This is a genomic window from Acidovorax sp. LjRoot38 (assembly GCF_964252975.1).
GTDB lineage: Bacteria > Pseudomonadota > Gammaproteobacteria > Burkholderiales > Burkholderiaceae_C > Acidovorax > Acidovorax facilis.
The window spans coordinates 39,067-65,687 of the sequence record NZ_CAXUPT020000003.1; the positions used below are offsets into that span (position 1 = coordinate 39,067).

Below are 26,621 nucleotides of genomic sequence, written 5' to 3' on the forward strand. Positions count from 1 at the left end.
GCTCAGAACCGGTTCGGTCGGTCGCCCGACAGGATGCGCTGCCACAGCTGCGCGCGGCGGGCCTCGTCCTCCACGGGCTCCAGCCACACAATGGCGCCTGCGGGGGCATCGCCCGACAGCGCGGGCGGCTCTTCGAGCGTGTTGGCCAGGCCCTGGCGCCGGGTCAGTTCGCGGCTGACGGAGGGGTCGAGCATGTAGTTGATCCACTCGGTGGCCAGCGCCACCTGGGTGGACCGGCGGGTGATGGCCCAGCAGTCCAGCCAGGCCAACGCCCCTTCGCGCGGTACCACGTAGCCCACGTCCAGCCCCGCATCCCGCAACTGCTTGAGCTGCTGCTGGCCATAGTTGGCATGCATGACCGCAATGCGGTGTTTGCGAAACAGCTCCAGCGACTCTTCGGGAAGGCTGTAAAACGAGCGCACGTTGCGGCGCAGGGCCACCAGATCCCGCGCCAGCGGGCCAAACTGCGCGGCGGGGATATGGAACGGCGCCATCCCCCGGTACATCGCAGCCAGCGAAAAACCGTGGCTGCTGCCGTCAAATGCCAGCACGCGCCCGCGCCAGCGGGGGTCCCACAGCACGGCAATGGAGGCAGGCGGGGTAGTGATCTGCTGGCGGTCGTAGATCAGCCCCATCTCTGAATAGGTGTAGGGCATTGCATACACATCCGAACCCTGCGCAATGCCAGCGATGGCATGCAGTTGCCGAAAGCGCGGCAGTTGCCGCTCGGTGTTGGGGATGTTGTGCACGGGCAACGGTGCGAGCAGCCGGCGGGCCACCAGCCGCGCAATTTCGGCCGTATTGGCGGCCACCAGATCAAAACCGGCTCCCTGGGGGTTGGCCAGCTTGGCACGCAGCACATCGTCAGAGGCGACGGTGGTGATCTCCACCTTGGCGCCATGGCGCTTCTCGAAAACCGCCACGATATCGGGATCGGCATACCCGGGCCAGGACAGCACACGCAGCACCGGCGCCGCATGCGCTGCCGTGGGCCACAGGCCTGTTGCCACCAGCGGCAGCAGCACAGCCACATCCCGGCGCCGCAGCATGTGCTGCGCCGAGGTGCCTGCCCCACCCACCGCCTGGTGCCGCAACGTGACTGCCATGCCGAAAGCCCCGCTTCTGCAATATCTGGTAACAAATAGTTTACGCGGACAATACGGGGTGTGACGATCCCACAGTCTTTCATTCAGGAGTTGCTTGCCCGCGTCGATGTGGTCGACATCGTGGGCCGCTACGTGCCATTGAAGAAAGGTGGCGCCAATTTCATGGGGCTGTGCCCCTTCCACGGCGAAAAATCCCCCTCGTTCAGCGTCAGCCCCGCCAAGCAGTTCTACCACTGCTTTGGGTGTGGAAAGAACGGCAATGCCATCAGTTTCCTCATGGAACACGCGGGTATGGGGTTTGTCGAGGCGGTACAGGATCTGGCCCAGCAGGTGGGCCTGCAGGTACCGGACGACGACATCTCCCCACAGGAAAAAGAGCGCGCCGCCGCCGCCCGCCAAAAGCAGGCCACGCTGACCGATGTGCTCGAAAAAGCCGCCGACGCCTACCGCCGCCACCTGCGCGAGTCACAACGCGCTATCGGCTACTTCAAAGGCCGTGGCGTCTCGGGCACCGTGGCCAAGCGCTATGGCCTGGGCTACGCACCGGAGGGTTGGCGCAGCCTGGCCAGCGTGTTCCCGCAATACGACGACCCGCTGCTGGAAGAGAGCGGGTTGGTCATAGTCAACGACGAAGATGGCGGCAAGCGCTATGACCGGTTTCGCGACCGGGTGATGTTCCCCATCCGCAACGTCAAGGGCGAATGCATCGGCTTTGGCGGGCGGGTGTTGGGCGATGACAAGCCCAAGTACCTCAACTCACCCGAAACCCCGGTGTTTCACAAGGGGCGCGAACTGTATGGCCTTTTCGAGGCGCGCACCGCCATCCGCGAGCACGGCTACGCGCTGGTAACCGAAGGCTACATGGACGTGGTGGCGCTGGCGCAGCTGGGCTTTCCGAATGCGGTGGCCACGCTGGGCACGGCCTGCACACCTGAACATGTGCAAAAGCTTCTGCGCTTTACGGAATCGGTGGTGTTCAGCTTCGATGGCGACGCGGCAGGTCGGCGCGCTGCGCGCAAGGCACTCGACGGCGCCCTGCCCCACGCCACGGACACACGCAGCATCAAATTCCTCTTCTTGCCTGCAGAGCATGACCCCGACAGCTTCATCCGCGCCAACGGCACGGACGCTTTTGCCCGGCACGTGAGCGAAGCCGTGCCGCTCAGCCGCTTCCTGGTTGAATCAGCAAGTGATGGCTGCGATCTGGCCACCGCCGAGGGCCGCGCCCACATGGCCAGCAACGCCCGCCCGCTGTGGACGGCACTGCCCGATGGCGTGCTCAAGCGCCAGGTGCTCAGCGATCTGGCGGACCTGACCCAGCTCAAGGCCCAGGACCTGGCCGACCTGTGGGGCCAGGCCACGTCGCGCGAGGCACCCCGGTCCTCTCACTCTGGCCACCCTGGCGCAGGCAGTGCGCCAGCCCGGCAGGCCCCGGCGGCCTACGATCACGAACCGCCGTCCTGGGACGCCCCGCCCGATGCCGGAGCGTGGCCGCCCCAAGGGGAACCGGCCGGAGGATATCCAGGCAGCTATGGCAATGGCAGCGGCTACGGCAACAACAGGCCCGCATTCCGCAAGGGTGGCGACTGGAAGAGCAACTGGAAGAAAAAGGACAAGGACTCCCCCTGGCCACCCCAGCCCCGCCTGCCACACACCCCCACGGCCAGCCGAGCGGACCATGCTGCGCGCCTGCTGCTGTCGCACATGGCGTTTCTGGAGGAGCTGACCCACGACGACCACACCACCCTGTGCGCGCAGCCCGCCCCCCACGGCCCGCTGTTCAGCTGGCTGGAAGCGCAGTTTCATGAACATGGCCCCTTGGCCTGGGCTGTGCTGCGCGAAAGCCTGCGCGAGCACGAATGCGAAGCGCTGGCCGTCAAGGTGATGACGGGCTCGCACGCCCAGACCGAAGGCGCAATGCAGGAGCTGCGACTGGAACTGCGCGACCTGCTCAACCGCATGCAGATTGAGGACATCGAGGCACAGCAAAAGCTATTGATGCTCCAAGCGGCTGATGACCCGACGGCCCTGGAGCGTTACCGCGCTTTGGAACAAAAGCGCAGGGTTTTACTCGGCGTGGCTGCAAAGGCGGCTTGAAATCAGCGCCAAAGGTATAATGTAGGGTTAGTTATTGGCAAGAGCGACAGCAGCACCTCCGAGCCGGACCACCGTGACAAACGCGCACAACCGTCCAACCATCGCAAGGACTGCACACCAAATGATCGCCCAGACATCTTGCCCCTGAGGGCCTCCCCTCAAAGCGCAAAGCCCTCGTAGCTTTGCGTTGCCACCCGCGCCGGGACCTGAGGCGCTTGCGTTTTCTTTGTGTCCGTTTTTGATCCTGAGGTTGTTCCATGCCCGCTCAAAAGTCCGCGAAGCCACTCAAGTCTGCTCCAGGTACCGCCGCAAAGGCTGCCACCAAAACCGCTGCCAAAGCCCCGGCCAAGGCTGCTTCTCAAAAAGCTGCCGCCGCGCCCGCCCCGGTTGCCAAGAAAGTGAAAACTGTGCCTGTGAAAAGTTCTGCCGAGCTGACCAAAGCTGCCGATGAATTGCTGAAGAAAAAGCCTGCCCGCGCCAAGGCTGCAGCATCCGACGACGAAGAAACCCCGAAGAAGCGCCCAGGCCGCCCTGCCAAGGCCGCTGGTGCCGCCGAAGCCAAAGCCCCCGCCAAGCGCGGACGCAAGCCCAAGGCTGCGGCCGCTGGCGACGAAGGCGGTGACGACACCGACCTGTCCGACATCGAGGCCGACCTGGAAGGTGAAGTCGAAGAAACCACCGAAACCGCAGCCACGGTTGAGAAGGTCAAGCCGCTGCGCATGAAGATCAGCAAGGCGAAGGAACGCGCCTTGATGAAGGAATTCGGCCTGGACGAAACCGTCCTGTCCGAAGAGGACATGGCCAAGCGCCGTGCGCGCCTGAAGGCCCTGATCAAGCTGGGCAAGACGCGCGGCTACCTCACCCACGTTGAAATCAACGACCACTTGCCCGACAAGCTGGTCGATGCCGAAACCCTCGAAGCCGTCATCACCACGCTGAACGACCTGGGTGTGGCGGTGTACGAGCAGACGCCCGACGCTGAGGCGCTGATCATCACGGACAACGCCCCCGCAGGCGCTACCGAAGAAGAGGCGGAAGAAGCCGCTGAAGCCGCGCTGTCCACGGTGGACTCGGAGTTCGGCCGCACCACAGACCCGGTTCGCATGTACATGCGCGAAATGGGCACCGTGGAGCTGCTGACCCGCGAAGGCGAAATCGAAATCGCCAAGCGCATCGAAGGCGGCTTGATGGCCATGATGGAGGCGATCAGCGCATCGCCCGCCACCATCGCCGAGATCCTGAATATGGGCGAAGACATCCGCGAAGGCAAGGTCGTGATCTCGACCATCGTGGACGGCTTCTCCAACCCCAACGAGGCCGACGACTATGTGGCCGAAGAAGACTTCGACGAATTCGACGAAGCCGATGACGACGACGGCAAGGGCGGCTCCAAGGCGCTGACCAAGAAGCTCGAAGAACTCAAGAAGCAGGCGCTGGAGCGCTTTGACAAGCTGCGCGAGCTGTTCGAGAAGGTCCACAAGGTGTACGACAAGGAAGGCTACGGCACCCCTGCGTACGTGAAGGCGCAGCAGGCCCTGTCGGCCGAGCTGATGACCATCCGCTTCACTGCCAAGACCATCGAGAAGCTGTGCGACATGGTGCGTGGCCAGGTGGACGATGTGCGCAAGAAGGAACGCGAGCTGCGCCGCATCATCGTGGACAAGTGCGGCATGCCCCAAGAGACGTTCATCAAGGACTTCCCGCCCAACCTGCTGAACCTGCAGTGGGTCGAAAAGCAGGCCACTGCTGGCAAGCCCTGGTCGGCCGTGATTGCGCGCAACATCCCGCCCATCCAGGACCTGCAGCAAAAGCTGATGGACCTGCAGTCGCGCGTGGTCGTGCCACTGGCAGAGCTGAAAGGCATCAACAAGCGCATGAACGAAGGTGAAGCCACCTCGCGCGATGCCAAGAAGGAAATGATCGAGGCCAACCTGCGCCTCGTGATCTCGATTGCCAAGAAGTACACGAACCGCGGCCTGCAGTTCCTCGATCTGATCCAGGAAGGCAACATCGGCCTGATGAAGGCGGTGGACAAGTTCGAATACCGCCGTGGCTACAAGTTCTCGACGTACGCCACGTGGTGGATCCGCCAGGCCATCACCCGCTCGATTGCCGATCAGGCGCGCACCATCCGCATCCCGGTGCACATGATCGAGACGATCAACAAGATGAACCGCATCAGCCGCCAGCACTTGCAGGAGTTTGGTTTTGAGCCCGATGCATCCATCCTGGCCGCCAAGATGGAGATCCCGGAGGACAAGATCCGCAAGATCATGAAGATCGCCAAAGAGCCGATCTCCATGGAAACGCCGATCGGGGACGACGACGACAGCCACCTGGGCGACTTCATCGAAGACGGCGCCAACACCGCGCCCATCGAAGCCGCCATGCAGGCCGGCCTGCGCGACGTGGTCAAGGACATCCTGGACGGCCTGACCCCGCGCGAAGCCAAGGTGCTGCGCATGCGCTTTGGTATCGAGATGACCAGCGACCACACGCTGGAAGAAGTGGGCAAGCAGTTTGACGTGACGCGCGAACGCATCCGCCAGATAGAAGCCAAGGCGCTGCGCAAGCTCAAGCACCCTAGCCGCTCGGACAAGCTGCGCAGCTTCATCGACTCGCTGTAATCCCTGCCCAGCCAGCGGCACACTGAACCCCAGCATTCGTTCAGCACAACGCCCTGCCCCGCAATTGCGGCGCAGGGCGTTTTTCATGGCCAATCCGTTGCGCAAGGCCCAGCGCGTTTACCCTGATACTCCCGACAGCAGACTGACAGCTTGGATGGTGACCATTGCCACCACGTCCAATCAAAAATTGGGAGACTTCCCTGCAGCGTTGCAAGCCGCCCTCTTGCGGTGAGGCTGCGCAGAGAAGCCGACCCTGCTGTCCGGTTGCGTGAAGGACATGCTTTTCACCCCCGCGTTTTCACGAGGTACCCCATGACCCCCCTCAGCCGCCGCAAGGCACTCGCACATGCTGCACTCGCCGCTACGGCGTGGACCGCTTTGACCCCGGCCGCATGGGCGCAAGCCAGCGCCACGGCAGCCCGCCCCACCGCCCCCAAGGCCCCCAAACTGGCGGGCACACTGCGCATCGTGATCCCGGCCAACCCCGGGGGCGGCTGGGACCAGACGGGCCGCGCGCTGGGAGCGGCCCTGGCTGCGGTGGGCGCGGCGGACCAGATCGAGTACGAGAACATTGGCGGCAAGGGCGGCACCATCGGCCTGGCCAAATACGCCGAAAAATACGGCAACGACCCCAACACCCTGCTGATGGGCGGCATGGTGATGGTGGGTGCCGTGGCGCTGCAAAAGCCCGCCGTGGACATGAGCCACATCCAGCCCATTGCCCGGCTCACCAGCGATTACCTGGTGGCAGCGGTAGCCGCCAAATCCCCCATCAAGAACACCAAGGACCTGGCCGATGCCATGCGCGCCGACCTGCGCGCCCTGCCGGTGGCGGGGGGCTCGGCCGGTGGGGTGGACCACATCTTCGCCGGGGTGCTGGCCCGTGCCTCCAAGGCCAAGCCGGAAGACCTGGTCTACAAACCCTTCCCCGGTGGCTCTGAGGTGGTGGACGCCCTGGTGTCGGGCAACGCGGCGGTGGGGCTGTCGGGCTACAGCGAATTCAGTGATGCGATAGCCGCAGGCAAACTGCGCGCCATCGGCGTGTCGTCCCGCCGCAGCGCCTTCGGCCTGCCCGCCTTCCGCGAGCAGGGGCTGGATGCCACCATGGCCAACTGGAGGGGCGTGTTCACCGGCAAAGGGGTGCCCAGCGCCCGCATGGCCGAGATGCTGGCCGCCGTGGAGGCCGCCACCGCCCATGAATCCTGGCTGCGCACGCTCAAAAGCAATCGCTGGGAACCCTCTTGGCTGACAGGCAAGGATTTGGCAGAGTTCATGGAACTGGACCTCACCACGGCACGGGTGATGGTGTACCTGCTCAAGCTGAAGGCATGAAGTGCAACAAGGCCTCTGTGCGGCTGCGGGGCGCCACCCTCGGGCCATACCGGTTTCAGGTTGCAGGCGACGTGCAGCAAGATGGAAAACCGAGATCAACCTTGGGAGCTGACCGATGAAAATGTCCAACCACTCCATCGGCGCACGCATGGCCACCGCACTGGGCCTGGTGCTCGCGCTCCTGCTGGGCGCTGCCCTGTTCGGCATTGCGGCCCTGTACAGCAGCCTGGGCACCTACGAGACCACGGTGCAGGAACGCGTGGCCCAGGAACGTGCGGTGAGCCGCATGGAAAACGAGTTCAAGACCCAGGTGCAGGAGTGGAAGAACACCCTGCTGCGGGGTGAGGATTCGCGCAAGCGCGAACTGCACTGGGCAGCGTTCCAGGCCAGTGAAAAGCGGGTGGCCGACGCCGCCAAGGCGCTGGAGCCGCAACTGACCGATGCGCAGGAAAAGGCAGCGCTGCAGAAATTCACCCAAGCCCACGCGCAGATGGCACAGGGCTACCGCAAGGGTTTTGAGGTGTTCCAGTCGCTCGGTTTTGTGCCCTCTGCGGGTGACGCGGACGTGGCCGACATCGACCAGGGCCCGGCCAAGCTGCTCACCGCACTGAGCGAGCAGGTGGCCGCCAGCAGCGCGACCATTGCAGAGCAGGCGGCCCTGAGCGCGCGGCGTGCGCTCATCAGCAGCCTGGTAGCGCTGGCACTGGTCACGGCCCTGGGCGGCTGTGCGGGCTGGCTGCTCACACGCTCGGTAGTGCGCCCGCTGCGGGTGGCGGTCTCGGTGGCCAACAAGGTGGCGGCCGGCGATCTGACCACCACCATCGAGGTCGATGGCAAGGACGAACCCGCGCGGCTGCTGGAAGCCCTGCGCACCATGCAGGAGAACCTGGAAAACGTGGTGTCGGGCGTGCGCAGCAACGCCGAGGGCGTGGCCAGTGCCAGCGCCGAGATTGCCCAAGGCAATGTGGACCTGAGCATGCGTACCGAAGAGCAGGCCTCGTCGCTGGACGAAACCACCTCTTCGATGCAGCAGCTGCAGGCCACCGTGCAGCAAAACGCCTCCAACGCCCAACGTGCCAGCGAGCTGGCCAAGAGCGGCGCATCGGTGGCCCAGCGCGGTGGCGACGTGGTAACGCAGATGGTGACGGTGGTTCAGGGCATTCAAGACAGCTCACGCCGCATTTCCGACATCATCGGCGTCATCGACAGCATCGCGTTTCAGACCAACATCCTGGCGCTCAATGCTGCCGTGGAAGCAGCCCGCGCCGGCGAGCAAGGGCGCGGCTTTGCCGTGGTGGCCAGCGAGGTGCGCAACCTGGCCACCCGCAGTGCCAGCGCCGCGCGCGAGATCAAGGCGCTGATCCAGACCAGCGTGGAGCGCGTGCAGGCCGGCTCTGACCTAGCCCGCAACGCGGGCAGCACCATGGGCGAAGTCGTCTCGTCCATCCAGGGCGTGAGCGCGCTCATGGACGAAATCAGCCAGGCGAGCGCGGCCCAGACCTCCGACATGCTGCGCGTCACCCAGGCCATCGTGCGCATGGATGAAACCACCCAGCAAAACGCTGCCCTGGTGGAAGAAAGCGCCGCCGCCGCCGGCAGCCTGAGCGGCCAGGCCCGCCAGCTGGTGGAGGCCGTGGAGGTGTTCCGCCTGCGCCACCAGCAGCCGCAGCTTCAGAACCTTCACCACAACCCGGCGGGGCAGCGCGCCCTGACGGCACCGCAGGGTTGATGAATAGCTATAAAAAACATAGCTACCAGCGCTTATCACATAAGCGCTAACGCCCAAAAATCTTCAAATTTCGGCTCGACCGAACGCAGCCTGACCCGGCAGACGACTTCGTGCGGGCGACGCAGGATTACGCCCTTCGGGCAACCCACGCGCCGCGCATCGCAGCCCCGCGTCAATCCATCGTCACGTGGGCGTTTTTCACGACCTGCGCCATGCGCGCCACCTCGGATCGAAAGAACGCGGCTGCTGGCTCCGGAGGGGTAAGCTTGATTTCGTAGCCCTGGGCGATGAGCGCATCGCGCGCCTCGGGCATTTCCATCGCGGCCTTGAAGGCGGCGTACAGGCGTTGCAGCTCGGCCTTGGGCAGGCCGGCAGGCCCCACCGGGGCGATCCAGCCGTCAAGCTCGTAGCCCGGCAAGCCCTGCTCCGCAATGGTGGGCACACCGGGCAACGACGGCACGCGGCTGGCCGTGGTCAAGCCCAGGGCGCGCAGCGCTCCCGACTTGATGTGCGCTGCCGCAGGCGCTACCGCCACCACGGCCAACTGCACCTGGCCGCCCAGCACATCGTTCATGAGCGGGCCCATGCCCTTGTAGGGAATGTGCTGGATCGACACCTTGGCCTGGTCCACGAACATGGCTGCGGCCAGGTGCAGGATGGTGCCGTTGCCCGACGAGCCGTAGTTGAGGACGCCGGGCTTGGCCCTGGCCAGCGCGATCAGCTCCTGCACGGTCTTGACGGGCACCGAGGGGTGGGCCACCAGCACAAAGGGCGTGGCGCCAAGGATGGTGATGGGCGTGATGTCGGCGAGCGAGTCGAACGGAATGTTCTTGTACACGCTGGGGTTGACCACGTGGTTGTTGGACACCACGCCAATCACAGAGCCGTCCTTGGGCGCCCGCACGATCTGCGTGGTGCCGGTGATGCCGCCCGCGCCCGGCAGGTTCTCGATGACCACGGGCTGGCCCAGCGCCTTGGCCAGGCTGGTGCTGATGGCACGGATGGCGCCGTCGGCCCCCGAGCCCGCCGACAGCGGCAGGATCACGCGCAGCGGCTTGCCATCGCCCTGGGCACGCGCCAGGCGGGGCAGGCCCCAGGCGGCGGCGCCCAGCGCGGCCGCGCCGGTGGCGAGGGCCTGGCGGCGCGTGAGCACGCTGCGAGCGGCAGGCGTGTCGTGGGGTGAAGCGGGGGCAGTGGTGGTGCGTGGCATGGGTTTGTCTCCGGTCGTGGTCAGGGAACCCTGGGCGGTGGTCTGCGCCACATTGCTATGCCCGGGGATGGTTTCAAAAAATCAGGCGATGGCCCCGGCGGCGTGCAACGCCGCCACCTCATCGGCCGTGTAGCCCAGGCCCTGCAGCAGCTCGGCCGTGTGCTGGCCCAGGCGGGGCGGGTCGCAGCGCACATCGAGCCGCTGGCCGTCCATACGCAGCGGCATCAGCGTGATCTGCGCGGTCTGCCCGGCACGTTCGCCATCGGGCAGCGTGATGTCGGCCAGTCCGCCCGTGGCTTGCAGGTGCGGGTCGTCAAACAGTTCTTCGGGCCGGCGGATGGGTGCAAACGGCAGGCCGTGGCGTTCGAAGATCGCGGCCAGTTCGTCGGCCGTGTGCTGCGCCAGCCGCTCGCGCAGCACGGGCATCAGCGTGGGGCGGGCGCGCACGCGGTCGTTGTTGGTGGCCAGGCCGGTGTCGGCCTTCAGGTCGGCATAGCCCATGGCGTCGCAGAAGGTCTGCCACTGCGCATCGCTCACGGCGGCCAAAAAGATCTGCCCGCCATCCTTCACGCTGAACACGTCGTACACGGCCCAGGACGAAATGCGGTCGGGCATGGGGGCCGCCGGTTTGCCGGTGACGGCGTACTGCATCATGTGCTGGCCGACCAGGAACACGTTGTTCTCGAACAGGGCCGAGTCCACCTCCTGCCCGCGCCCGGTGATGCCGCGCTGCATCAGCGCGGCCATCGCGCCAATCGCGCCGAACATGCCGCCCATGATGTCGTTCACGCTGCTGCCCGCGCGCAGCGGGTCGCCAGGGCGGCCGGTCATGTAGGCCAGGCCGCCCATCATCTGCACCACCTCATCGAGCGCCGTGCGGTGCTCGTACGGGCCGGGCAAAAAGCCGGTGTGGTTGACGTAGATGAGGCGCGGGTTGAGCTGGCTCAGCGCGGCGTAGTCCAGGCCGTATTTGGTCATCACGCCCGGTTTGAAGTTCTGCGCCACCACATCGGCCGACGCGGCCAGCTTGCGCGCTGCCGCCAGGCCCTCGGGGCTGCGCAGGTCGAGCGCGATGCTCTTCTTGTTGCGGTTGAACATGGGGAAAAAGCCCGCGCCCGCACCCAGCAGGTGGCGCGTGCGGTCGCCGTCCACCGGCTCGACCTTGATGACCTCGGCACCCAAGTCGGCCAGCACCATGCCGCAGGTGGGGCCCATGACCATGTGGGTGAACTCCACCACGCGCAGGCCTTCGAGCGGCAGGCGGGGGGACGAGAGAGGGGGGGATGTGTCGTGCATGTTCAGAGCGTTCAGAAAGGGGTTCAGGCCGTTGCTGCTTCGCGCAGCACTGCAGGTGCGGCATTCTGCGGCAGCCCGGCCTGCCATAGGGTGCCATGCAGGGTCTCGCCCGCCAGCCATCCGGCCACGCGCTGGCGCAGCGCGAGCAGCGCAGTCACATCGATGCCGGTGGCAACGCCCATGCGCTCCAGCATGAACACCAGGTCTTCGGTGGTGACATTGCCGCTGGCGCCCGGCGCGTGCGGGCAGCCGCCAATGCCGGCCAGGCAGGCGTCAAAGCGCGTGATGCCTGCCTGCCAGGCGGCAACCACATTGGCCAGGCCCATGCCGCGCGTGTCGTGGAAGTGCGCGCAGGCCAGGCGGTCGCCCACCAGCGCACGCGCTTTGCCAAACAGGCGGGCGACCGAGGCCGGGTCGGCATAGCCCACGGTGTCGGCCAGGCTCACGCGGTCGGCGCCCGCATCCAGCAGCGCTTGCATCAGGCGCAGCACCTCGCTCTCGGCCACCTCGCCCTGCAAGGTGCAACCAAAGGCCGTTCCCACGCCACCTTCGATCAATGTGCGGCTGCCGCTGGCATCGCGCAGCGCGCGGATGTGGGCCACCTCGGCCACCACCTCGTCGGGCGTCTTGCGCAGGTTGGCCAGGCTGTGGGCGTGGCTGGCAGACAAGGGCACCACCATCAAGTCAGCGCCCTGCTCCAGCGCGCGTTCGGCGCCTTTGTAGTTGGGCACGAGCACCGAGGCCACCAGGCCCGGCAGGGTTTTGGCGTGGGCCAGCACCTCGGCCGTATCGGCCAGCTGGGGCAGCAGCCGGGCGGGCACGAAGGAGCCCACCTCGATCTCGCGCTGGCCAGCGGCGTAGGCGGCGTTGATCCATTCGATCTTGTGCGCGGTGGAGACCACGGTGGCAATGCTTTGCAGGCCGTCGCGCAGACCCACTTCGCGGACGGTGGCACGCGCCGGGGTGGTGGAAGCGGTAGAGGGGGTAAGCACTGCGTTGTCTCCGGCGGGTGGTGTTCTGCCGTCGATTCTAGAAATTCCCAACAGAATCAAAAAATACATTTTGGAAGCCATATGATTCCAAACAGGAATATCAAACACCTGGAGACAAGCCCATGCGCGATCTGGACCTGCAGACCCTGCGCCTCTTTGCCGCCGTGTGCGAGCAGCGCAGCATCGCGCGCGTGGCCGAGCAGGAGTCCATCGTGGGCTCGGCCATCAGCAAGCGGCTGGCGCAGCTGGAAGACACCGTGGGCACGCCCCTGCTACTGCGCAAACGCCGTGGCGTGGTGCCCACCCCGGCGGGCGAAACCCTGCTGGAGCACGCGCGCACCATGCTGGCCAGCGTGGGCCAGATTGAACGCGACATGGCGGCCTATGCCACCGGCACGCGGGGCCATGTGCGCATGCTGGTCACGGCCTCGGTGATGGCCGAATCACTGGCAGACGACGTGGCCGCTTTTCTGCAAGATCCGGCGCACCGCGACATCCAGGTAAGCCTGGAGGAGCGCGTGAGCCCGGACGTCGTACAGGGCATCCGTGACGGCAGTGCCTCCATCGGCATCTGCTGGGACGCGGCCGACCTGACAGGCCTGGAAACCTGCGGCTACCGTACCGACCACCTGGCCGTGGTGGCACATGCGCTGCACCCGGTGGCCCAGCACCAGAGCGTGCGTTTTGCCGACGTGCTGGACCATGAATTCGTCAGCATGCCCGCACTGAGCGCCGTGCAGGTGTTGCTGGCGCGCGCTGCGGCCGTGGAGGGAAAGATGCTGGCGCACCGGGTGCTGGTGTCCAACTTCGATGCGGCACTTCGGGTGGTGCGGGCCAACCTGGCCATCAGTGTCGTGCCGCGCGAAGTGGCCCTGCCTTTTGCCCAGACTGCGCCCATCCGGGTGGTTCCACTGAGCGACCCTTGGGCCCGACGGCGCTTCGCCATCTGTTACCGCAGCGCCCAGATGCTGGCCCCGGCCGCACAGTTGCTGGTCAGCCACCTGGCAGGGCTGGGCCGTCAGGAATGACCGTCTAGGAGCCTGTCAGGCATGGCGAATGGACCGCAGCGGTCCATTTTTGGCTTCGCCGCTCTTCGAGAACACCGCCTTTTTTGCCCCATAGCCGGGCTATGGGGCTGCAAATCCGGCAAAAACTGTCCTCGCTGGGGCCAGTTTTCGCTTTCGACGCTCCAAGTCCTAGAGGCTCCTAGAACCGTGGCCCTACCGCAACAGTTTGACTTGTAACACAGGTTTTTCGGGGTGTAGCGCATGTGTGGTGTGCGTTCTGAGCTACCAAACTTGTAGCAAAATGGGTTCCGCGCTATAGTCTCAGCGCATCACCGGGCCCGGCATTCGCCCACCCGAATGAATATTTGATCCAACACTTGCGCGAGGAGAAGCGTCCATGAGCTCCAAAGAAAATGCCGCCATCAACCAGTTGTTCGAGCGGCTCGAATGCCGTTACGCACTGCGCGTGCTGTGGGCCCTGAAGGACGGTCACCCCCAGACCTTCCGCCTGCTGCAGGACAGCGTGGGGGGCATCACCCCCAACACGCTCAACACCCGCATCAAGGAACTGCGCGAAGCCGGTTTTGTAGACCACGGCAGCGACGGCTACACCGTCACCCCCTCGGGCGCCGACCTGCTCAAGCGCCTGTCGGACGTGCAGGCCTTCGCCACCCGCTGGGTCGCTGGCCGCGCCAAAAAAGCCTGACGCCAAACCGCCCCCCCGCCCCACTCAGGGAAAAGCCCCGCCGGACCTCCGCGCGGGGCTTTCGTTAAAATAGGGGTCAAAAATGCTGCTAGCGCTTAACTATCAAGCGCCAATAGCTCTTTTTTTAATAGCAAACAAGGAATTTCACCCATGGCACTGACCACCACCGCATCCGGCCTGCAATACGAAGACACCACCGTGGGCGAAGGCGCCGAAGCCACCAAGGGCCAGAACGTGTCGGTGCACTACACCGGCTGGCTCTACAACAACGGCGAGCAAGGTGCCAAGTTCGACTCCAGCCGCGACCGCAACGACCCCTTCGAGTTCTCGCTGGGCGCGGGCATGGTCATCAAGGGCTGGGACGAAGGCGTGCAAGGCATGAAGATCGGTGGCCAGCGCACCTTGATCATTCCTGCCGCCCTCGGCTACGGCGCACGCGGCGCGGGCGGCGTGATTCCACCGAACGCCACGCTCAAGTTCGATGTGGAACTGCTCAAGGTCGGCCGCTGAGCACTGCGCCCTGTGACGCACCAAACACAAAGCGGCCTGGGGCCGCTTTTTTTGTGCCCGCACTTCACGCGTGAAACTGGTGCGCCTCTCGGGGGAGAGGATCCGGGGGCCTCAATCAAAAAGCGCTTCGTCCAGCCGCTTGAATTTGGCGTCACCCACCGCCTCGCGGATCTTGGGTGCCAGCGCCGCCAGATCCTCAAAGCTGCCCGCCCCTTCCACCGCCAGATTCAACCGGAACCCACGCAGCCCCAGCCCCGCTGTCAGTTCGGTGGCGATCGGGTAGGCCGCCTGGTAACGCTCCTTGGGTGAGCGCCCGGAGCCCTCCAGCGGCGACGCCACCGTCCCCAGATCGGTGGCAGGTGCAGGCTCTGCCGTCGCATCAGGCGGGGTGGCAAAAGCTGCAGGCAGAGACTGCCCCGGCAGCGGAGCCAGCAGTCCCTGCGCAATCATGGCCTGGACATCCTCCTGCGTGATCCCCATGGCTGCCGTGGCCGCCAGTATTTCGCCCGTAGAGCGCTTTCCGTCAAAAAGAATAAAAGCCGAGCGCTGGCGTGAGCTGAGGCTACCGCGCCGATCCTTGAGCGCTTCCTGCCCTGCCTGCGTTTTGACGAGAACCATGAATCTCCTTGAGCTGAACCATTGTGGTGTGACCGAAGCTCACCCCGACAGGTAAGCTTTTACGTCCCAGATTCTCACGTTTGCGCAGGCTTGGTAATCGGGGTTTACGCATAACCCATTAGCAGGCGCACGGGCAGGGCACTCCAGCCTGCCAACCCAAGTCCCCCTACATCTCGGACCGGATGCGCGGCAGCGCCGGGGCAGGCCGGGTCAGCCAGCTCACCACCACCGTCACCGCCAAGCCGGTGGGCACGCCAAACACCCCGGCCGAGACGGGCTGAATACCAAACCACAGCCCGTCTGCCAGCATCCAGCTGGGCAGCGCGCGCATGGCGGGCACATGCGACAGCAGGTAGTACACCGCCACGCCAAGCCCTGCCAGCATGCCCGCCACCGCCCCCTGCCGCGTGGTGCCGCGCCAGAAGATGCCCAGCACCATCACCGGCACAAAGGCCGAAGCCGCCAACGAGAACGACGCCGACACCATCGGCAGAATCTCAGAGGGTTTGAGCGCCGCTACAAATGCCGCCGACAGGGCCACGGACAGCAAGGCAAACTTGCTCAGAATCACACGCTGCTCCGGCGACGCCTGGCGCTTTGCGTCCTGAAAATACAGGTCGCGCACCAGGGCGTTGCTGATGGTGAGCAACAGCCCATCAGCGGTAGACAGCGCTGCCGCCAGCCCGCCAGCCGCCACCAGGCCCGAGACCACATAGGGCAAGCCCCCCAGCTCCGGCGTGGCCAACATGATGAGGTCGGCCCCCAGCCGGATCTCTCCAAACTGCACGATGCCGTCAGCGTTCACGTCTTCCACCGACAACAGCGAGCTGTCCACCCGCGCCCATTGGGCCATCCAGGTGGGCAAAGCCTCGAAACTGCTGCCCACCAGGTTTTGCATGACCTCGAATTTCACCAGCACCGCCAACGCGGGCGCACTCAGGTACAGCAAGGCGATGAAAAACAGCGACCACGCCACCGATGCCCGCGCCGCCGACACCGTGGGCGAGGTGTAGTAGCGCGTGAGCAGGTGCGGCAAGCCTGCCGTGCCCACCATCAGGCAGAACATGAGCGCCAGGAAGTTGCGGCGCGTCAGCTCGTAGTCGCGTTGCTCATCGGGCGTGCCCTGCGGGTCACCCACATACGCCTGGCTGTGCAGGGGCAAGCCGCCCAGGGGACGCGCACGCTCGTAGTTCTCGCGCATTTCGCGGGTCCAGCGTTCGCGCGCCGCTGCGGCATCGCGCGGCAGGGCCGCCAGCTCGCGGCTGGCCGTGACGATCAAACCTACATCGGCGTTCTGGGTGCGCAGCGCGCGAATGCGTTCCCGCCCTTTCTCGCGCTCACGCTCCAGGGCGCCTTCCACATCACGCAGCCGCGCCTCAAAATCCTGGGCGCGCCGCAGGTAGGTCTGCACCACCTGATGCTCTGCGGGGGAATCGAGCAGCTGCGCTTCCAGGTCGGCGATCTTGCTGATCTGCGCGCCATAGACTGCGGGCGCCAACGGGTTGCCCAATTGTTTGTACGCCAGCCAGGACACCGGGATCAGGAACGCCAGCAGCACCACCACATACTGCGCCACCTGCGTCCAGGTGATGGCGCGCATGCCACCGAGGAAGGAGCACAGCAGCACCCCGCCCAGGCCCAGCATGATGCCGATCTCGAACTGCACACCGGTCAGGCGCGAAGCGATCAGCCCCACGCCGTAAATCTGCGCCACCACATACGTGAACGAACAGAGCACCGCCGCCAGCGCCGCAATCACACGCGGCCACCGGCCGCCAAAACGCACATGGAAAAAATCGGGCACGGTGTACAGGCCCATGGCGCGCAGGTGCGGTGCGATCAGCATCGCCACCAGGCAAAAGCCTCCCGTCCACCCCAGCAGATAGGCCAGCCCCCCGGCCTGCCCCGGTGTGCCGGAAAAACCCTGCAGGTAAAGCGCCCCCGACAGACTGATGAACGATGCGGCACTCATCCAGTCTGCCGCTGCCGCCATGCCGTTGTACATGGGCGGAATGCGCCGACCCGCCACGTAGTATTCCTCGGGGTCGGTGGTACGGCCATAGACACCGATGCCCGCGTAGACCATCACCGTGAGGAACAGAAAAATGGGCCCGATCCAGTGCCGCGAAAGCCCCTGGTGCTCTGCCCAGGTCATCAGCGCCAGAAAGGCTAGCACACCGGTCACATACAGCGCCAGGATGCGGTGCAACCGCCACAGATAGGCCCGGTCGGTGTCGGAAGAATTGTTTTCAGCCATGGTCAGCCGTGGGGGCGGTCCGCGTCGTCCGAAAGGGCGACGGCATCCGCTGCGAGGCGCTCCGCATCCTGCCGTTCGAAGCGGTTCATGGCCCAGCCATAGACCACCACAATGCCAATGAACACCAGCACGGCCCCCTGCGCCGCAATCCAGTAACCCAGGGGCCAACCGCCAAAGACCAGCACTTGCAGGTCCCGGGCGAAGTAGGTGGCACCGAACGACACCAGCGCCCACAGCAGCAGCAAGCCGGCCTTGAGCTTGAGGTGCCGCACATCGTGCAGATCGGGCGGGAACGGACCCGCCATTTCGGCATCTGCAGAACGCCGGTGCTGCTGCGGGGGCTGCATCACAGGCACAGCATCAGGGACGCAGTGGCGGGTGGTGCAGTCGGCACATGGCAGCCCGGTCGGAGCGTCAGCCTGCCAGTTGCTGCCAGGTGGCGATCACGCTGTCGGGGTTGAGCGAGATCGACGAGATGCCTTCCTTGGCCAGCCACTGCGCAAAGTCAGGGTGGTCGCTGGGGCCCTGGCCGCAGATGCCGATGTACTTGCCCTGGGCCAGGCAGGCCTTGATGGCCTGATGAATCAGTGCTTCGACAGCGGGGTCGCGCTCATCAAAGTCCTGCGCCAGCAGCTCCAGGCCCGAATCACGGTCCAGGCCCAGCGTGAGCTGGGTCAGGTCGTTGGAGCCGATGGAGAAGCCGTCGAAGAACTCCAGGAAGCGCTCGGCCAGGATGGCGTTGCTCGGCACTTCGCACATCATGATGACCTTGAGGTCGTCCTTGCCGCGCTGAAGGCCATGGGTGGCCAGCAGCTTGGTCACGCGCTCGGCCTGGCCCAGCGTGCGCACAAACGGCACCATCACCTGCACGTTGGTCAGGCCCATGTCGTTGCGCACGCGCTTGAGCGCCTCGCACTCCATGGCAAAGGCTTCACCGAAGTCTTCGCTGATGTAGCGGGCTGCGCCACGGAAGCCGAGCATCGGGTTTTCTTCCTCGGGCTCGTAGCGGCTGCCGCCGATCAGCTTGCGGTATTCGTTGGACTTGAAGTCAGACAGGCGCACGATGACGGGCTTGGGCCAGAAGGCGGCGGCGATGGTGGCCACGCCTTCGGCGACCTTGTCCACATAGAACGCCCTGGGGCTGGCATGGCCACGAGCCACGGACTCCACGGCCTTCTTCAGGTCGGCATCGATCTGGGGGTAGTCCAGGATGGCCTTGGGATGCACACCAATGTTGTTGTTGATGATGAACTCCAGCCGGGCCAGGCCTACGCCTTCATTGGGCAGCTGGCAGAAGTCAAAGGCCAGCTGGGGGTTGCCCACGTTCATCATGATCTTGGTCTTGATGGGGGGCATCGCGCCGCGCTGCACTTCGGTCACTTCGGTTTCAAGCAGGCCGTCATAGATCTTGCCCGTGTCGCCCTCGGAGCAGCTCACCGTGACCAGCGTGCCGTCCTTCAGCCGCTCGGTCGCGTCGCCGCAGCCGACCACGGCCGGGATGCCCAGCTCGCGCGCGATGATGGCGGCGTGGCACGTGCGGCCACCCCGGTTGGTGACGATGGCGCTGGCGCGCTTCATCACGGGTTCCCAATTAGGGTCGGTCATGTCGGTCACGAGCACATCGCCGGGCTGGACCTTGTCCATCTCGGAGATGTTGTGCACCAGGCGCACGGGGCCGGTGCCAATCTTCTGGCCAATCGCGCGGCCCTCGGCCAGCACGGTGCCATGGCCCTTGAGCTTGTAGCGCAGCTCGGCCTGGCCCTTGGACTGGCTCTTCACCGTCTCGGGGCGCGCCTGCAGGATGTAGAGCTGGCCGTCGGTGCCGTCCTTGCCCCACTCGATGTCCATGGGGCGGCCATAGTGCTGCTCGATCACCAGCGCATAGCGGGCCAATTGCTCCACGTCGGCATCGGTCAGCGAGTAGCGGTTGCGCTGCTCGGTGGGTACATCAATGGTCTTGACCAGCTTGCCGCTGGCGGCCTTTTCTTCCGCGCTGGAGAACACCATCTGGATCAGCTTGCTGCCCAGGTTGCGGCGGATCAGCGCCTTCTTGCCCGCCTGGAGCATGGGCTTGTGCACGTAGAACTCATCGGGGTTCACGGCGCCCTGCACCACGGTTTCGCCCAGGCCGTAGCTGCTGGTGATGAAGACCACGTCTTCAAAGCCGGATTCGGTGTCGATGGTGAACATCACGCCGGCAGCGCCGAGGTCGGAGCGCACCATGCGCTGCACACCAGCTGACAGGGCCACCACATCGTGCTCGAAGCCCTTGTGCACGCGGTAGGAAATGGCGCGGTCGTTGTACAGCGACGCGAACACTTCCTTCATCTTGTGCATGACTTCGTCGATGCCCACCACGTTCAGGAAGGTTTCCTGCTGGCCGGCAAACGATGCATCGGGCAGATCCTCGGCCGTGGCGGACGAACGCACGGCAAAAGAGGCAGCGGGGTTGCCAGCACTCAGCTTGGCAAATTCGTCGGCAATGGCCTTTTGCAGGTCGGCCGGGAAGGGCTGGGCCTCAACCATCGCGCGGATTTCTGCACCGACTTGTGCAAGGGCGCGCACGTCTTCGGTGTCCAGGCTCTTGAGCTTGGCGCTGATGCGGTCGGCCAGGCCGTCATAGGCCAGGAACTCGCGGAACGCGTGGGCGGTGGTGGCAAAGCCCGTGGGCACACGCACGCCCTGCGGCAGCTGGGAGATCATCTCGCCGAGGCTGGCGTTTTTACCGCCAACGACCTCGACATCGGTCATTCTCAGGTTTTCAAACGGTACGACCAGGGCGGTCGGGCTGAAAAGTGCAGACATGGGAAAGCTCCAGAAGTTGAAACCGGGTCTGCGTGCCGGGCCCTGGATGGCTCCTGGCAGGCGGCCATGCACGGCCTGAGGCTTTGTCGTTGTGGTTGTGGGCCGACGCGGTGCATGGTGAGAATTGGATAATTGTGACAATTGTAGGCCCGAGCATCTGGCAGCGGGCTGACGCTTTCACGCGACTTACGCAAATCGGGCAATCACCACTTCTTTGTGGTGGCAACCCGGCTGGCGCAAGCCGCATCCAAAAAAAGGGGCTCCATGCACTCGCGCACCGTATTTTTTGTCTCTGACGGCACCGGTATCACCGCCGAAACCTTCGGCAACGCCATCCTGGCCCAATTCGAGATGAAGCCGCGCCATGTGCGCCTGCCCTTCATCGACACGGTGGACAAGGCCCACCAAGCCGTGCGGCAGATCAACCACACCGGAGAAGTCGAGGGCAAAAAGCCCATCGTCTTCACCACGCTGGTCAACATGGAAGTGCTCAAGGTCATCCAGGACGGCTGCAAGGGCATGCTGCTCGATATGTTTGGCACCTTCGTCCACCCGCTGGAGCAGGAGCTGGGCATCAAATCGCACCACCGTGTGGGCCGCTTCAGCGACGTGAGCCGCAGCAAGGAATACACAGACCGCATCGAAGCCATCAACTTCAGCCTGGCCCATGACGACGGCCAGAGCAACCGCGACCTGGCAGGTGCCGACGTGATCCTGGTGGGCGTGAGCCGCAGCGGCAAGACCCCCACCAGCCTGTATCTGGCCATGCAATGTGGCCTGAAAGCCGCCAACTACCCGCTGATCCCCGAGGATTTCGAGCGCCGCCAGCTGCCCCCTGCCCTGGTGCCGTTTCGCAGCAAGATCTTTGGCCTGACCATCAGCCCCGACCGCCTGGCCGAGATCCGCGCCGAGCGCCGCCCCAATTCGCGCTACGCCAGCCTGGAGAACTGCCGCATGGAGGTCTCCGAAGCCGAGGCCATGATGCGCCGCGCAGGCATCCGGTGGTTGTCCACCACCACCAAGTCGATTGAAGAGATTGCGACGACCATCCTGCAGGAGATTCGGCCGGAGAGGCTGGTGTATTGAGCAGCGTTGCATGGCAAGTACGACTCAACCTCCCTCGGGGGCCATGGCAGAATTTATGCAAAAACAGGCTCTACCGCCCTACTGACAAGCGCAACACGCTATAAATAATATAGCAATGTTCTCACAGGACCGGTGGTGCAGTCTGGCTTGCGCCGCAAGCCCCGCCCGCAGATCACGGCAGACCACCTCCTGCGGGGCCATCGCCCCCAAACAATTCAAACACCATGCTGCGCAGCCATTGGTTCACCGGCTCGCGGTGCACCTTGGCGTGCCAAAACACGCTGATGGGCGCGTCAGGCAGTTTGACGGGGTGCGTGCGCACCACCAGGCCAAAGGGCTCGACCAGCTTGAGCGCCAGCCGCTCGGGCACCGTCGCCACCAGCGCCGTGCTTTGGAGGATGTGGCCCACGCTCACAAAGTGCGGCACGCTCAGCCGCACCAGACGGTCGATGCCAGCCTTCTGGATAAGCTCGTCCACCTTGCCGTGCCCCGTGCCCGCTGACACGATCACCAGGTGCTCTGCCGCCTTGTAGTCCGACAACAGCAGCTTGGGCCGGTCCAGCGCGTGGCCCTTGCGGAACAGGCACACATAGCGCTGGCGGAACAAGCGCCGCTGGAAGAACCCCGCTTTCAACTGCGGCAGCAGGCCGATGGCCAGGTCCACCTTGCCAGCCTCCATGTCTTCGCGCAGATGGGCGGCGTTGTTGCGCACGGTGTTCAGCGTGACGCCCGGCGCCTCCCGCCCCAGGCGCTCCAGCAGCGCGGGCAGGAAGACGATCTCGCCAATGTCCGTCATGCCGATGGTGATGGTGCGCTTGAGCGTTGCGGGCGTGAACTGTGTGCGCTGGTTCAGCCCGCTGTGGATCATGCCCAGCGCATACCCCACGGACTCGCCCAATTGCTCGGCAAAAGGCGTGGGCACCATGCCGCCCGAGGTGCGCAAGAACAGCTCGTCGCCAAAAATGCGCCGCAGCTTGGCCAGCGCGTTGCTGACCGCAGGCTGTGTCAGCCCCAGGTTGTCGGCCACCTTCGACACGCGCCGCTCGACCATGAGTTGCTGAAACAGCACCAGCAGGTTCAGGTCGATATCCGATAGCTCCATCGCTACTCCATCAGCTCGGGTGATATGAAGTGGCGATGGTATTGCAGCCAGTGATTCGCAGGCGCTTTCGTGGGCACAATGGGCTGGATGAAATCGAACGCAGCCCGCCATGGACATCCTCGTTCAGCCGCTTAACCGCGTGATCCGCGCCGAGCCCGGCGTGAACCTGCTCGACGCCCTGCGCGCGGCGCAGGTTCCGATGTCGTATTCGTGCCTGTCAGGCCGCTGCGGCATCTGCCGCTGCCGGGTGCTGTCTGGTGAGGTGCTCGATGGCGGGCGCGAGCAGCAACGCCCGCTGGACGGCGTGGACGGTGCCGTGCTGGCCTGCCAGACCTATGTGACCGAGTCCTGCACCATCGAAATCCCCGCACCCGAAGAGGCCGTGGTGCACCGCGCCCGCGTGGCCAAGGCCACCGTGGTGGCCATCGAGCCGCTGGCGGCAGACATCCGGCGCCTGCTGCTCAAGGTGGCAAAACCCATTGCGTTTTCACCAGGCCAGTACGTGCAGCTAGGGTTCACGCCGACGCATGTGCGCCCCTACTCCATGGCAAACCTGCCGGGCGAACAGCTGCTGGAGTTCCACATACAGCTCATGCCCCAGGGCCGGGTCAGCGGCTACATCGCCGGGCAGCTCAAGGTGGGGGACAAGGTCAAGGTCAGCGGGCCACTGGGTGCGGCCTATCTGCGCCAACAGCACACGGGGCCCATGCTGTGCGTGGCTGGGGGCACCGGGCTGGCGTCGGTGCTGTCGGTGGTGCGCGGCGCAGTGGCCGCCGGGATGCGCAACCCCATTCACCTGTACATCGGTCTGCGCTCGCCGCGCGAGCTGTATGGCCTGGCATGGCTAGAACATCTGCGCGGCGTGCACCCTGCCCTGCAGGTGCATGTGGTGGTGGCATCAGGCGCCGACCCTGCCACGCAGCGGCGCGGGCTGGTGACCCAGGCCATCGAGCAGGACCACGCCAGCCTGCAAGGCTGGCAGGCGTATCTGTGCGGATCGCCGCCGATGGTGGAAACCACCACACTGCTGGCGCTGGGCAAAGGCCTGGAGGCGGCTCACCTCCATGCCGAGGCTTTTTACATGCAGGGCGACTGATCCCATCTCCAAATCATCCGTGTCGTTGTTGCTTCGCCTTGCCGTGCTACAGCACTGTCTGCGGCTTCGCGCCTAGACACGAATGATTTGGAAACGGAATGAGGTTCTTGGAGTCGCCTGAATCCACTTGAACCGCTCACTCAGCGCGGTCGAAGCGCCGCGAGGGGCTTCGACAAGCTCAGCCCGCATCCGGCTGCGCACTGGGCGCCGCCTTGCGGAACGCTTCCAGCTGCCCGCAAGCAGCGTCCACTGCCTGGATTAGCGGCCAGCGCGACAAGTCCACCTTGAAGCGGCGCGCGCTCTCCACCTGCGGCACCAGGTACACATCGGCCAGCGTGGGGGTGCTGCCAAAGCAGAAATCACCGCGCTGCAGGTCCTTCGACAGCAGCGCCTCGATGGCATCAAAGCCCGCGCTGATCCAGGTGCCGCACCAGTCGTTCACAGCAGCCTCGTCGGCACCAAAGCGATGGCGCAGCGCCTCCAGAATGCGGCGGTTGTTGATGGGGTGGATGTCGCAGCCCACGATGGCGGCCAGGGCACGCACCTGGGCGCGATCGCCTGCATCGGCGGGCAGCAGCGGTGGGGTGGGATAGCGTTCTTCGAGCCACTCGATGATGGCGGGCGACTGGATCATCAGGCGCTCGTCGGCCTCCAGCACGGGCACGAACTGCTGCGGGTTGATCGCCTTGAAGGCATCGCCCAGATGTTCCTCACGCCGCAAATCGACCGCAACCTGTTCGTAGGTAAGCCCCTTGAGGTTGAGCGCAATGCGCAAGCGGTGGGAGGTTCCGCTGCGGAAGAAGGAATAGAGTTTCATGCTCAGTCTCTGTTTCAGTCCCTGTGTCAGTCCAGGGCAATCTTGGCACGCTTGACGACTTCACTAAACGTGCGCGAATCGCGTTCAATGGCCTTGGTGAGTTCGGCGGGCGGGCCGATGTAGGGCTCAAACCCGAAGGTCGCCAGGCGCTCCTTGACCTCCGAGGTGGCCAGCACCTTGCCCACGTCGGCATTGATCTTCTCGATGGCGGCCTTCGGCGTGCCAGCAGGCGCGAACAGGCCCACCCAGGTCTTCACTTCAAACCCGGCCGGGCCGCCCGCTTCGCCCATGGTCGGAATGTCGGTGAAGCCCGCCAGGCGCTGGGGCGCAGCCAGGGCCAGAAACTTCACCTTTTTGGCCTGGAACATTGGCCCGGCCGTCGCTGCCGTGCCAAACGCCCACTTGATGTCGCCCGTGGCCACAGAGGTGTAGACGCTGCCCATGTCCTTGTACGGCACATGCATCATCTTCGTGCCCGTTGCTGCCTCCAGACTCGCCGCGCCCACATGGGCCACGCTGCCGATGCCCCAGGAGCCGTAGGTGATGTCGCCCGGCGCCGCCTTGGCCGCCTTGATCAGATCGCCCACATCCTTCCAGGGCGAGTTGGCCGCCACCACCACAAAGAAGTTCGTGAAATACACCGGAGCGACTGGCTCAAAGTCTTTCACCGGGTCATAGGGCAGCTGCTTGAACACATGCGGCTGCAAGGCCATGTGCGTGTTGTCCACCTGCAGCAGCGTGTAGCCGTCTGGCGCAGCGCGCTTGGCATCGCCGATGGCGATGAACCCGTTGGCGCCGGGCTTGTTGTCGATGACAAGTTGCTGCCCCCAGTTGCGCGACAAGCGCTCGCTGAGGATGCGCATCACCGCGTCAGGGCCGCTGCCGGGCGAATACGGCGCGACGGAGCGAACGGGTTTGGAGGGGAAGGTCTGCGCCACGGCGTTGGGCACGCTCGCGGCGGCCACAAGAGCCAGCGCGCAAAGCGCCAGGGCAGGTCTCAAAATCTGTGAACGAATGGCGGTCAGCATGGGGGTGTGTCTCCTTGGTTTTATGAAAGCCGAATCCGGCTTGGTGAGTGATGGATCAAACAGTGACTTGCGCACGGTGGCTGTGCAGCGCCTCAAAAATCGGTGCGTCGCTGAAGCGGAACAGGTCGAGCGCGCCAGCGGCCGATGCCTGGGCCGAGAACGGTTGCCACGACGGCACCACAAACAAGTCGCCCCGCGCCATCTGCCAGGTGCGTTCACCCACCGTGACGGTGCCGCTGCCTTCAAACACCTGGAACACCGAAGAACCCACCTCACGGTGCACCCGCGTTGCGCCGCCCGCACGCACGCGGTGCATTTCGGTCCGCATGGTGGGCAGCACATCAGCGCCGGTGGTGGGGTTGGTAAAGCGCACCGCTGCATGCCCGGGGCTCAGCGTGCCCGCCTGGCCTTCGTCCTCCAGCGCGAGCTGATCGGCCAGCGCGCGGTCGGTATCCACCCAGCGGTAGGCCAGCAAGGGCGTGGCGGGCTGCGCCTGCACCATCGATACCGGGCGCAGGCCCGGGTGGCCCCACAGCCTTTCGGAATAAGAACGCTCGGCGGTGGTGCGCTCGGCGGGCGGGAGCTTCTCGCGCCCCACTTCAAAAAACTGGCTCTCGGTGTAGTACGAGAACGGAATGTCCAGGCCGTCGATCCAGGCCATGGGCTCGGTGGCAGCGTTGTGGTGGGCATGCCAGTTCCAGCCGGCCTGGGGCAGAAAGTCGCCCCGCGACATGCGCACCGCATCGCCATTGACCACGGTCCACACGCCCTCGCCTTCCACCACAAAACGAAACGCGTGCTGCGTGTGCCGGTGCTCGGGGGCGTCTTCGCCGGGCATCAGGTACTGGATGGCGGCCCACAGCGTGGGCGTGGCAAACGGGCGCCCGCCCAGCGCCGGGTTGGCCAGCGCAATCGCACGGCGCTCGCCGCCACGGCCCACAGGCACGATGGCGCCCGCCTGTGCGGCCAGGGCTTTCAAGCGGTCCCAGCGCCACAAGTGCGGCACGGCCTTGGATTGGGGTTGCCGGGGCATCAGGTCGCCGATCTGCGTCCAGAGCGGCACCAGCAGCTCTTGCTCAAAGCCCCGGTACAGCTGCTCCAGTTCGGGCGTCGGATCGGGCTGGCCCTTGCCCGCAACGGCATGCAGCCGCACGGGGGAAGGCGTGAGGTCGGTGGTCATGGTGGGGTTGTCTCCTGGAT

Annotated in this window: 21 protein-coding genes; 9 read left to right on the plus strand and 12 right to left on the minus strand. The window is 65.1% G+C overall.

Features of this window, described 5'->3' with window-relative positions; translation table 11 throughout:
- Window positions 1-2 precede the first annotated feature (2 nt).
- Window positions 3-1,106, minus strand: coding sequence for an ABC transporter substrate-binding protein (locus ACSQ22_RS05355; RefSeq protein WP_436129669.1), 1,104 nt, complete (start codon window positions 1,104-1,106; stop codon window positions 3-5).
- Between the two features lie 60 nt (window positions 1,107-1,166).
- Here ACSQ22_RS05355 and dnaG point away from each other — a divergent pair, with 60 nt between their 5' ends.
- From dnaG to ACSQ22_RS05375, 4 genes are all read left to right on the plus strand, one after another.
- Window positions 1,167-3,203 carry a DNA primase gene (gene dnaG, locus ACSQ22_RS05360; protein ID WP_436129670.1) on the plus strand — a complete coding sequence of 679 codons (2,037 nt, stop codon included), beginning with the start codon at window positions 1,167-1,169 and terminating at the stop codon, window positions 3,201-3,203.
- A 257-nt stretch (window positions 3,204-3,460) separates the two neighbouring features.
- Window positions 3,461-5,830 (plus strand): RNA polymerase sigma factor RpoD, encoded by a 2,370-nt coding sequence (rpoD, locus tag ACSQ22_RS05365; protein ID WP_055398678.1) that lies wholly within the window; start codon window positions 3,461-3,463, stop codon window positions 5,828-5,830.
- A gap of 312 nt (window positions 5,831-6,142) precedes the next feature.
- Complete coding sequence (locus ACSQ22_RS05370; RefSeq protein WP_436129671.1) at window positions 6,143-7,162, plus strand: Bug family tripartite tricarboxylate transporter substrate binding protein; 1,020 nt, start codon at window positions 6,143-6,145, stop codon at window positions 7,160-7,162.
- A 115-nt stretch (window positions 7,163-7,277) separates the two neighbouring features.
- Window positions 7,278-8,891 (plus strand): methyl-accepting chemotaxis protein, encoded by a 1,614-nt coding sequence (locus tag ACSQ22_RS05375; protein WP_436129672.1) that lies wholly within the window; start codon window positions 7,278-7,280, stop codon window positions 8,889-8,891.
- A 172-nt stretch (window positions 8,892-9,063) separates the two neighbouring features.
- On the opposite strand, the gene ACSQ22_RS05380 is transcribed toward ACSQ22_RS05375, so the two are convergent.
- From ACSQ22_RS05380 to ACSQ22_RS05390, 3 genes are all read right to left on the minus strand, one after another.
- Window positions 9,064-10,101, minus strand: coding sequence for a tripartite tricarboxylate transporter substrate binding protein (locus ACSQ22_RS05380; RefSeq protein WP_436129673.1), 1,038 nt, complete (start codon window positions 10,099-10,101; stop codon window positions 9,064-9,066).
- A gap of 81 nt (window positions 10,102-10,182) precedes the next feature.
- Window positions 10,183-11,397 carry a CaiB/BaiF CoA transferase family protein gene (locus ACSQ22_RS05385; RefSeq protein WP_436129674.1) on the minus strand — a complete coding sequence of 405 codons (1,215 nt, stop codon included), beginning with the start codon at window positions 11,395-11,397 and terminating at the stop codon, window positions 10,183-10,185.
- 23 nt (window positions 11,398-11,420) lie between these two features.
- A complete protein-coding gene (locus ACSQ22_RS05390; protein WP_436129675.1) occupies window positions 11,421-12,389 on the minus strand; it encodes a hydroxymethylglutaryl-CoA lyase in 969 nt (322 codons plus the stop codon).
- A gap of 122 nt (window positions 12,390-12,511) precedes the next feature.
- Here ACSQ22_RS05390 and ACSQ22_RS05395 point away from each other — a divergent pair, with 122 nt between their 5' ends.
- The 3 genes from ACSQ22_RS05395 to ACSQ22_RS05405 all read left to right on the plus strand — a co-directional run bounded on the left by ACSQ22_RS05395 (window position 12,512) and on the right by ACSQ22_RS05405 (window position 14,612).
- Entirely contained in the window at window positions 12,512-13,417 is a 906-nt protein-coding gene (locus ACSQ22_RS05395; RefSeq protein ID WP_055398682.1) for a LysR family transcriptional regulator, read from the plus strand.
- 376 nt (window positions 13,418-13,793) lie between these two features.
- Window positions 13,794-14,102 carry a winged helix-turn-helix transcriptional regulator gene (locus tag ACSQ22_RS05400; RefSeq protein WP_010464095.1) on the plus strand — a complete coding sequence of 103 codons (309 nt, stop codon included), beginning with the start codon at window positions 13,794-13,796 and terminating at the stop codon, window positions 14,100-14,102.
- 150 nt (window positions 14,103-14,252) lie between these two features.
- A complete protein-coding gene (locus ACSQ22_RS05405; RefSeq protein WP_055398683.1) occupies window positions 14,253-14,612 on the plus strand; it encodes an FKBP-type peptidyl-prolyl cis-trans isomerase in 360 nt (119 codons plus the stop codon).
- A 111-nt stretch (window positions 14,613-14,723) separates the two neighbouring features.
- Here the strand turns inward: ACSQ22_RS05405 and ACSQ22_RS05410 are convergent, their stop codons facing one another.
- The 4 genes from ACSQ22_RS05410 to ppsA all read right to left on the minus strand — a co-directional run bounded on the left by ACSQ22_RS05410 (window position 14,724) and on the right by ppsA (window position 20,292).
- Window positions 14,724-15,230 carry a hypothetical protein gene (locus tag ACSQ22_RS05410; protein ID WP_228899626.1) on the minus strand — a complete coding sequence of 169 codons (507 nt, stop codon included), beginning with the start codon at window positions 15,228-15,230 and terminating at the stop codon, window positions 14,724-14,726.
- 166 nt (window positions 15,231-15,396) lie between these two features.
- Window positions 15,397-17,487: a VC_2705 family sodium/solute symporter gene (locus tag ACSQ22_RS05415; protein WP_436129676.1), complete on the minus strand. Its 2,091-nt coding sequence runs from the start codon at window positions 17,485-17,487 to the stop codon at window positions 15,397-15,399.
- 2 nt (window positions 17,488-17,489) lie between these two features.
- Window positions 17,490-17,834 carry a DUF4212 domain-containing protein gene (locus ACSQ22_RS05420; RefSeq protein WP_121422795.1) on the minus strand — a complete coding sequence of 115 codons (345 nt, stop codon included), beginning with the start codon at window positions 17,832-17,834 and terminating at the stop codon, window positions 17,490-17,492.
- 67 nt (window positions 17,835-17,901) lie between these two features.
- Window positions 17,902-20,292 (minus strand): phosphoenolpyruvate synthase, encoded by a 2,391-nt coding sequence (gene ppsA / locus ACSQ22_RS05425; RefSeq protein WP_306555721.1) that lies wholly within the window; start codon window positions 20,290-20,292, stop codon window positions 17,902-17,904.
- A 264-nt stretch (window positions 20,293-20,556) separates the two neighbouring features.
- Here ppsA and ppsR point away from each other — a divergent pair, with 264 nt between their 5' ends.
- Window positions 20,557-21,378 carry a posphoenolpyruvate synthetase regulatory kinase/phosphorylase PpsR gene (gene ppsR, locus ACSQ22_RS05430; protein ID WP_055398690.1) on the plus strand — a complete coding sequence of 274 codons (822 nt, stop codon included), beginning with the start codon at window positions 20,557-20,559 and terminating at the stop codon, window positions 21,376-21,378.
- Between the two features lie 172 nt (window positions 21,379-21,550).
- On the opposite strand, the gene ACSQ22_RS05435 is transcribed toward ppsR, so the two are convergent.
- Window positions 21,551-22,480 (minus strand): LysR family transcriptional regulator, encoded by a 930-nt coding sequence (locus tag ACSQ22_RS05435; protein ID WP_436129677.1) that lies wholly within the window; start codon window positions 22,478-22,480, stop codon window positions 21,551-21,553.
- Between the two features lie 109 nt (window positions 22,481-22,589).
- Between ACSQ22_RS05435 and ACSQ22_RS05440 the strand changes: the two genes are divergently transcribed.
- Window positions 22,590-23,576: a 2Fe-2S iron-sulfur cluster-binding protein gene (locus ACSQ22_RS05440; RefSeq protein WP_436129678.1), complete on the plus strand. Its 987-nt coding sequence runs from the start codon at window positions 22,590-22,592 to the stop codon at window positions 23,574-23,576.
- 178 nt (window positions 23,577-23,754) lie between these two features.
- On the opposite strand, the gene maiA is transcribed toward ACSQ22_RS05440, so the two are convergent.
- From maiA to ACSQ22_RS05455, 3 genes are read right to left on the minus strand one after another with little or no spacing between them, the layout of a single operon-like run.
- A complete protein-coding gene (gene maiA, locus ACSQ22_RS05445) occupies window positions 23,755-24,393 on the minus strand; it encodes a maleylacetoacetate isomerase (protein WP_436129679.1) in 639 nt (212 codons plus the stop codon).
- A 26-nt stretch (window positions 24,394-24,419) separates the two neighbouring features.
- Window positions 24,420-25,421, minus strand: coding sequence for a Bug family tripartite tricarboxylate transporter substrate binding protein (locus ACSQ22_RS05450; RefSeq protein ID WP_436129680.1), 1,002 nt, complete (start codon window positions 25,419-25,421; stop codon window positions 24,420-24,422).
- 55 nt (window positions 25,422-25,476) lie between these two features.
- Window positions 25,477-26,601, minus strand: coding sequence for a cupin domain-containing protein (locus ACSQ22_RS05455; protein WP_436129681.1), 1,125 nt, complete (start codon window positions 26,599-26,601; stop codon window positions 25,477-25,479).
- Between the last annotated feature and the right edge of the window lie 20 nt (window positions 26,602-26,621).

What these genes read in the sequence shown, in the direction of transcription:
- ACSQ22_RS05355 (WP_436129669.1), bottom strand. Translation starts at nt 1,106, where the DNA reads ATGGCAGTCACGTTGCGGCACCAGGCGGTGGGTGGGGCAGGCACCTCG.
- rpoD (WP_055398678.1), top strand. Translation starts at nt 3,461, where the DNA reads ATGCCCGCTCAAAAGTCCGCGAAGCCACTCAAGTCTGCTCCAGGTACC.
- ACSQ22_RS05370 (WP_436129671.1), top strand. Translation starts at nt 6,143, where the DNA reads ATGACCCCCCTCAGCCGCCGCAAGGCACTCGCACATGCTGCACTCGCC.
- ACSQ22_RS05375 (WP_436129672.1), top strand. Translation starts at nt 7,278, where the DNA reads ATGAAAATGTCCAACCACTCCATCGGCGCACGCATGGCCACCGCACTG.
- ACSQ22_RS05380 (WP_436129673.1), bottom strand. Translation starts at nt 10,101, where the DNA reads ATGCCACGCACCACCACTGCCCCCGCTTCACCCCACGACACGCCTGCC.
- ACSQ22_RS05385 (WP_436129674.1), bottom strand. Translation starts at nt 11,397, where the DNA reads ATGCACGACACATCCCCCCCTCTCTCGTCCCCCCGCCTGCCGCTCGAA.
- ACSQ22_RS05395 (WP_055398682.1), top strand. Translation starts at nt 12,512, where the DNA reads ATGCGCGATCTGGACCTGCAGACCCTGCGCCTCTTTGCCGCCGTGTGC.
- ACSQ22_RS05400 (WP_010464095.1), top strand. Translation starts at nt 13,794, where the DNA reads ATGAGCTCCAAAGAAAATGCCGCCATCAACCAGTTGTTCGAGCGGCTC.
- ACSQ22_RS05405 (WP_055398683.1), top strand. Translation starts at nt 14,253, where the DNA reads ATGGCACTGACCACCACCGCATCCGGCCTGCAATACGAAGACACCACC.
- ACSQ22_RS05410 (WP_228899626.1), bottom strand. Translation starts at nt 15,230, where the DNA reads ATGGTTCTCGTCAAAACGCAGGCAGGGCAGGAAGCGCTCAAGGATCGG.
- ACSQ22_RS05415 (WP_436129676.1), bottom strand. Translation starts at nt 17,487, where the DNA reads ATGGCTGAAAACAATTCTTCCGACACCGACCGGGCCTATCTGTGGCGG.
- ACSQ22_RS05420 (WP_121422795.1), bottom strand. Translation starts at nt 17,834, where the DNA reads ATGCAGCCCCCGCAGCAGCACCGGCGTTCTGCAGATGCCGAAATGGCG.
- ppsA (WP_306555721.1), bottom strand. Translation starts at nt 20,292, where the DNA reads ATGTCTGCACTTTTCAGCCCGACCGCCCTGGTCGTACCGTTTGAAAAC.
- ppsR (WP_055398690.1), top strand. Translation starts at nt 20,557, where the DNA reads ATGCACTCGCGCACCGTATTTTTTGTCTCTGACGGCACCGGTATCACC.
- ACSQ22_RS05435 (WP_436129677.1), bottom strand. Translation starts at nt 22,480, where the DNA reads ATGGAGCTATCGGATATCGACCTGAACCTGCTGGTGCTGTTTCAGCAA.
- ACSQ22_RS05440 (WP_436129678.1), top strand. Translation starts at nt 22,590, where the DNA reads ATGGACATCCTCGTTCAGCCGCTTAACCGCGTGATCCGCGCCGAGCCC.
- maiA (WP_436129679.1), bottom strand. Translation starts at nt 24,393, where the DNA reads ATGAAACTCTATTCCTTCTTCCGCAGCGGAACCTCCCACCGCTTGCGC.
- ACSQ22_RS05450 (WP_436129680.1), bottom strand. Translation starts at nt 25,421, where the DNA reads ATGCTGACCGCCATTCGTTCACAGATTTTGAGACCTGCCCTGGCGCTT.
- ACSQ22_RS05455 (WP_436129681.1), bottom strand. Translation starts at nt 26,601, where the DNA reads ATGACCACCGACCTCACGCCTTCCCCCGTGCGGCTGCATGCCGTTGCG.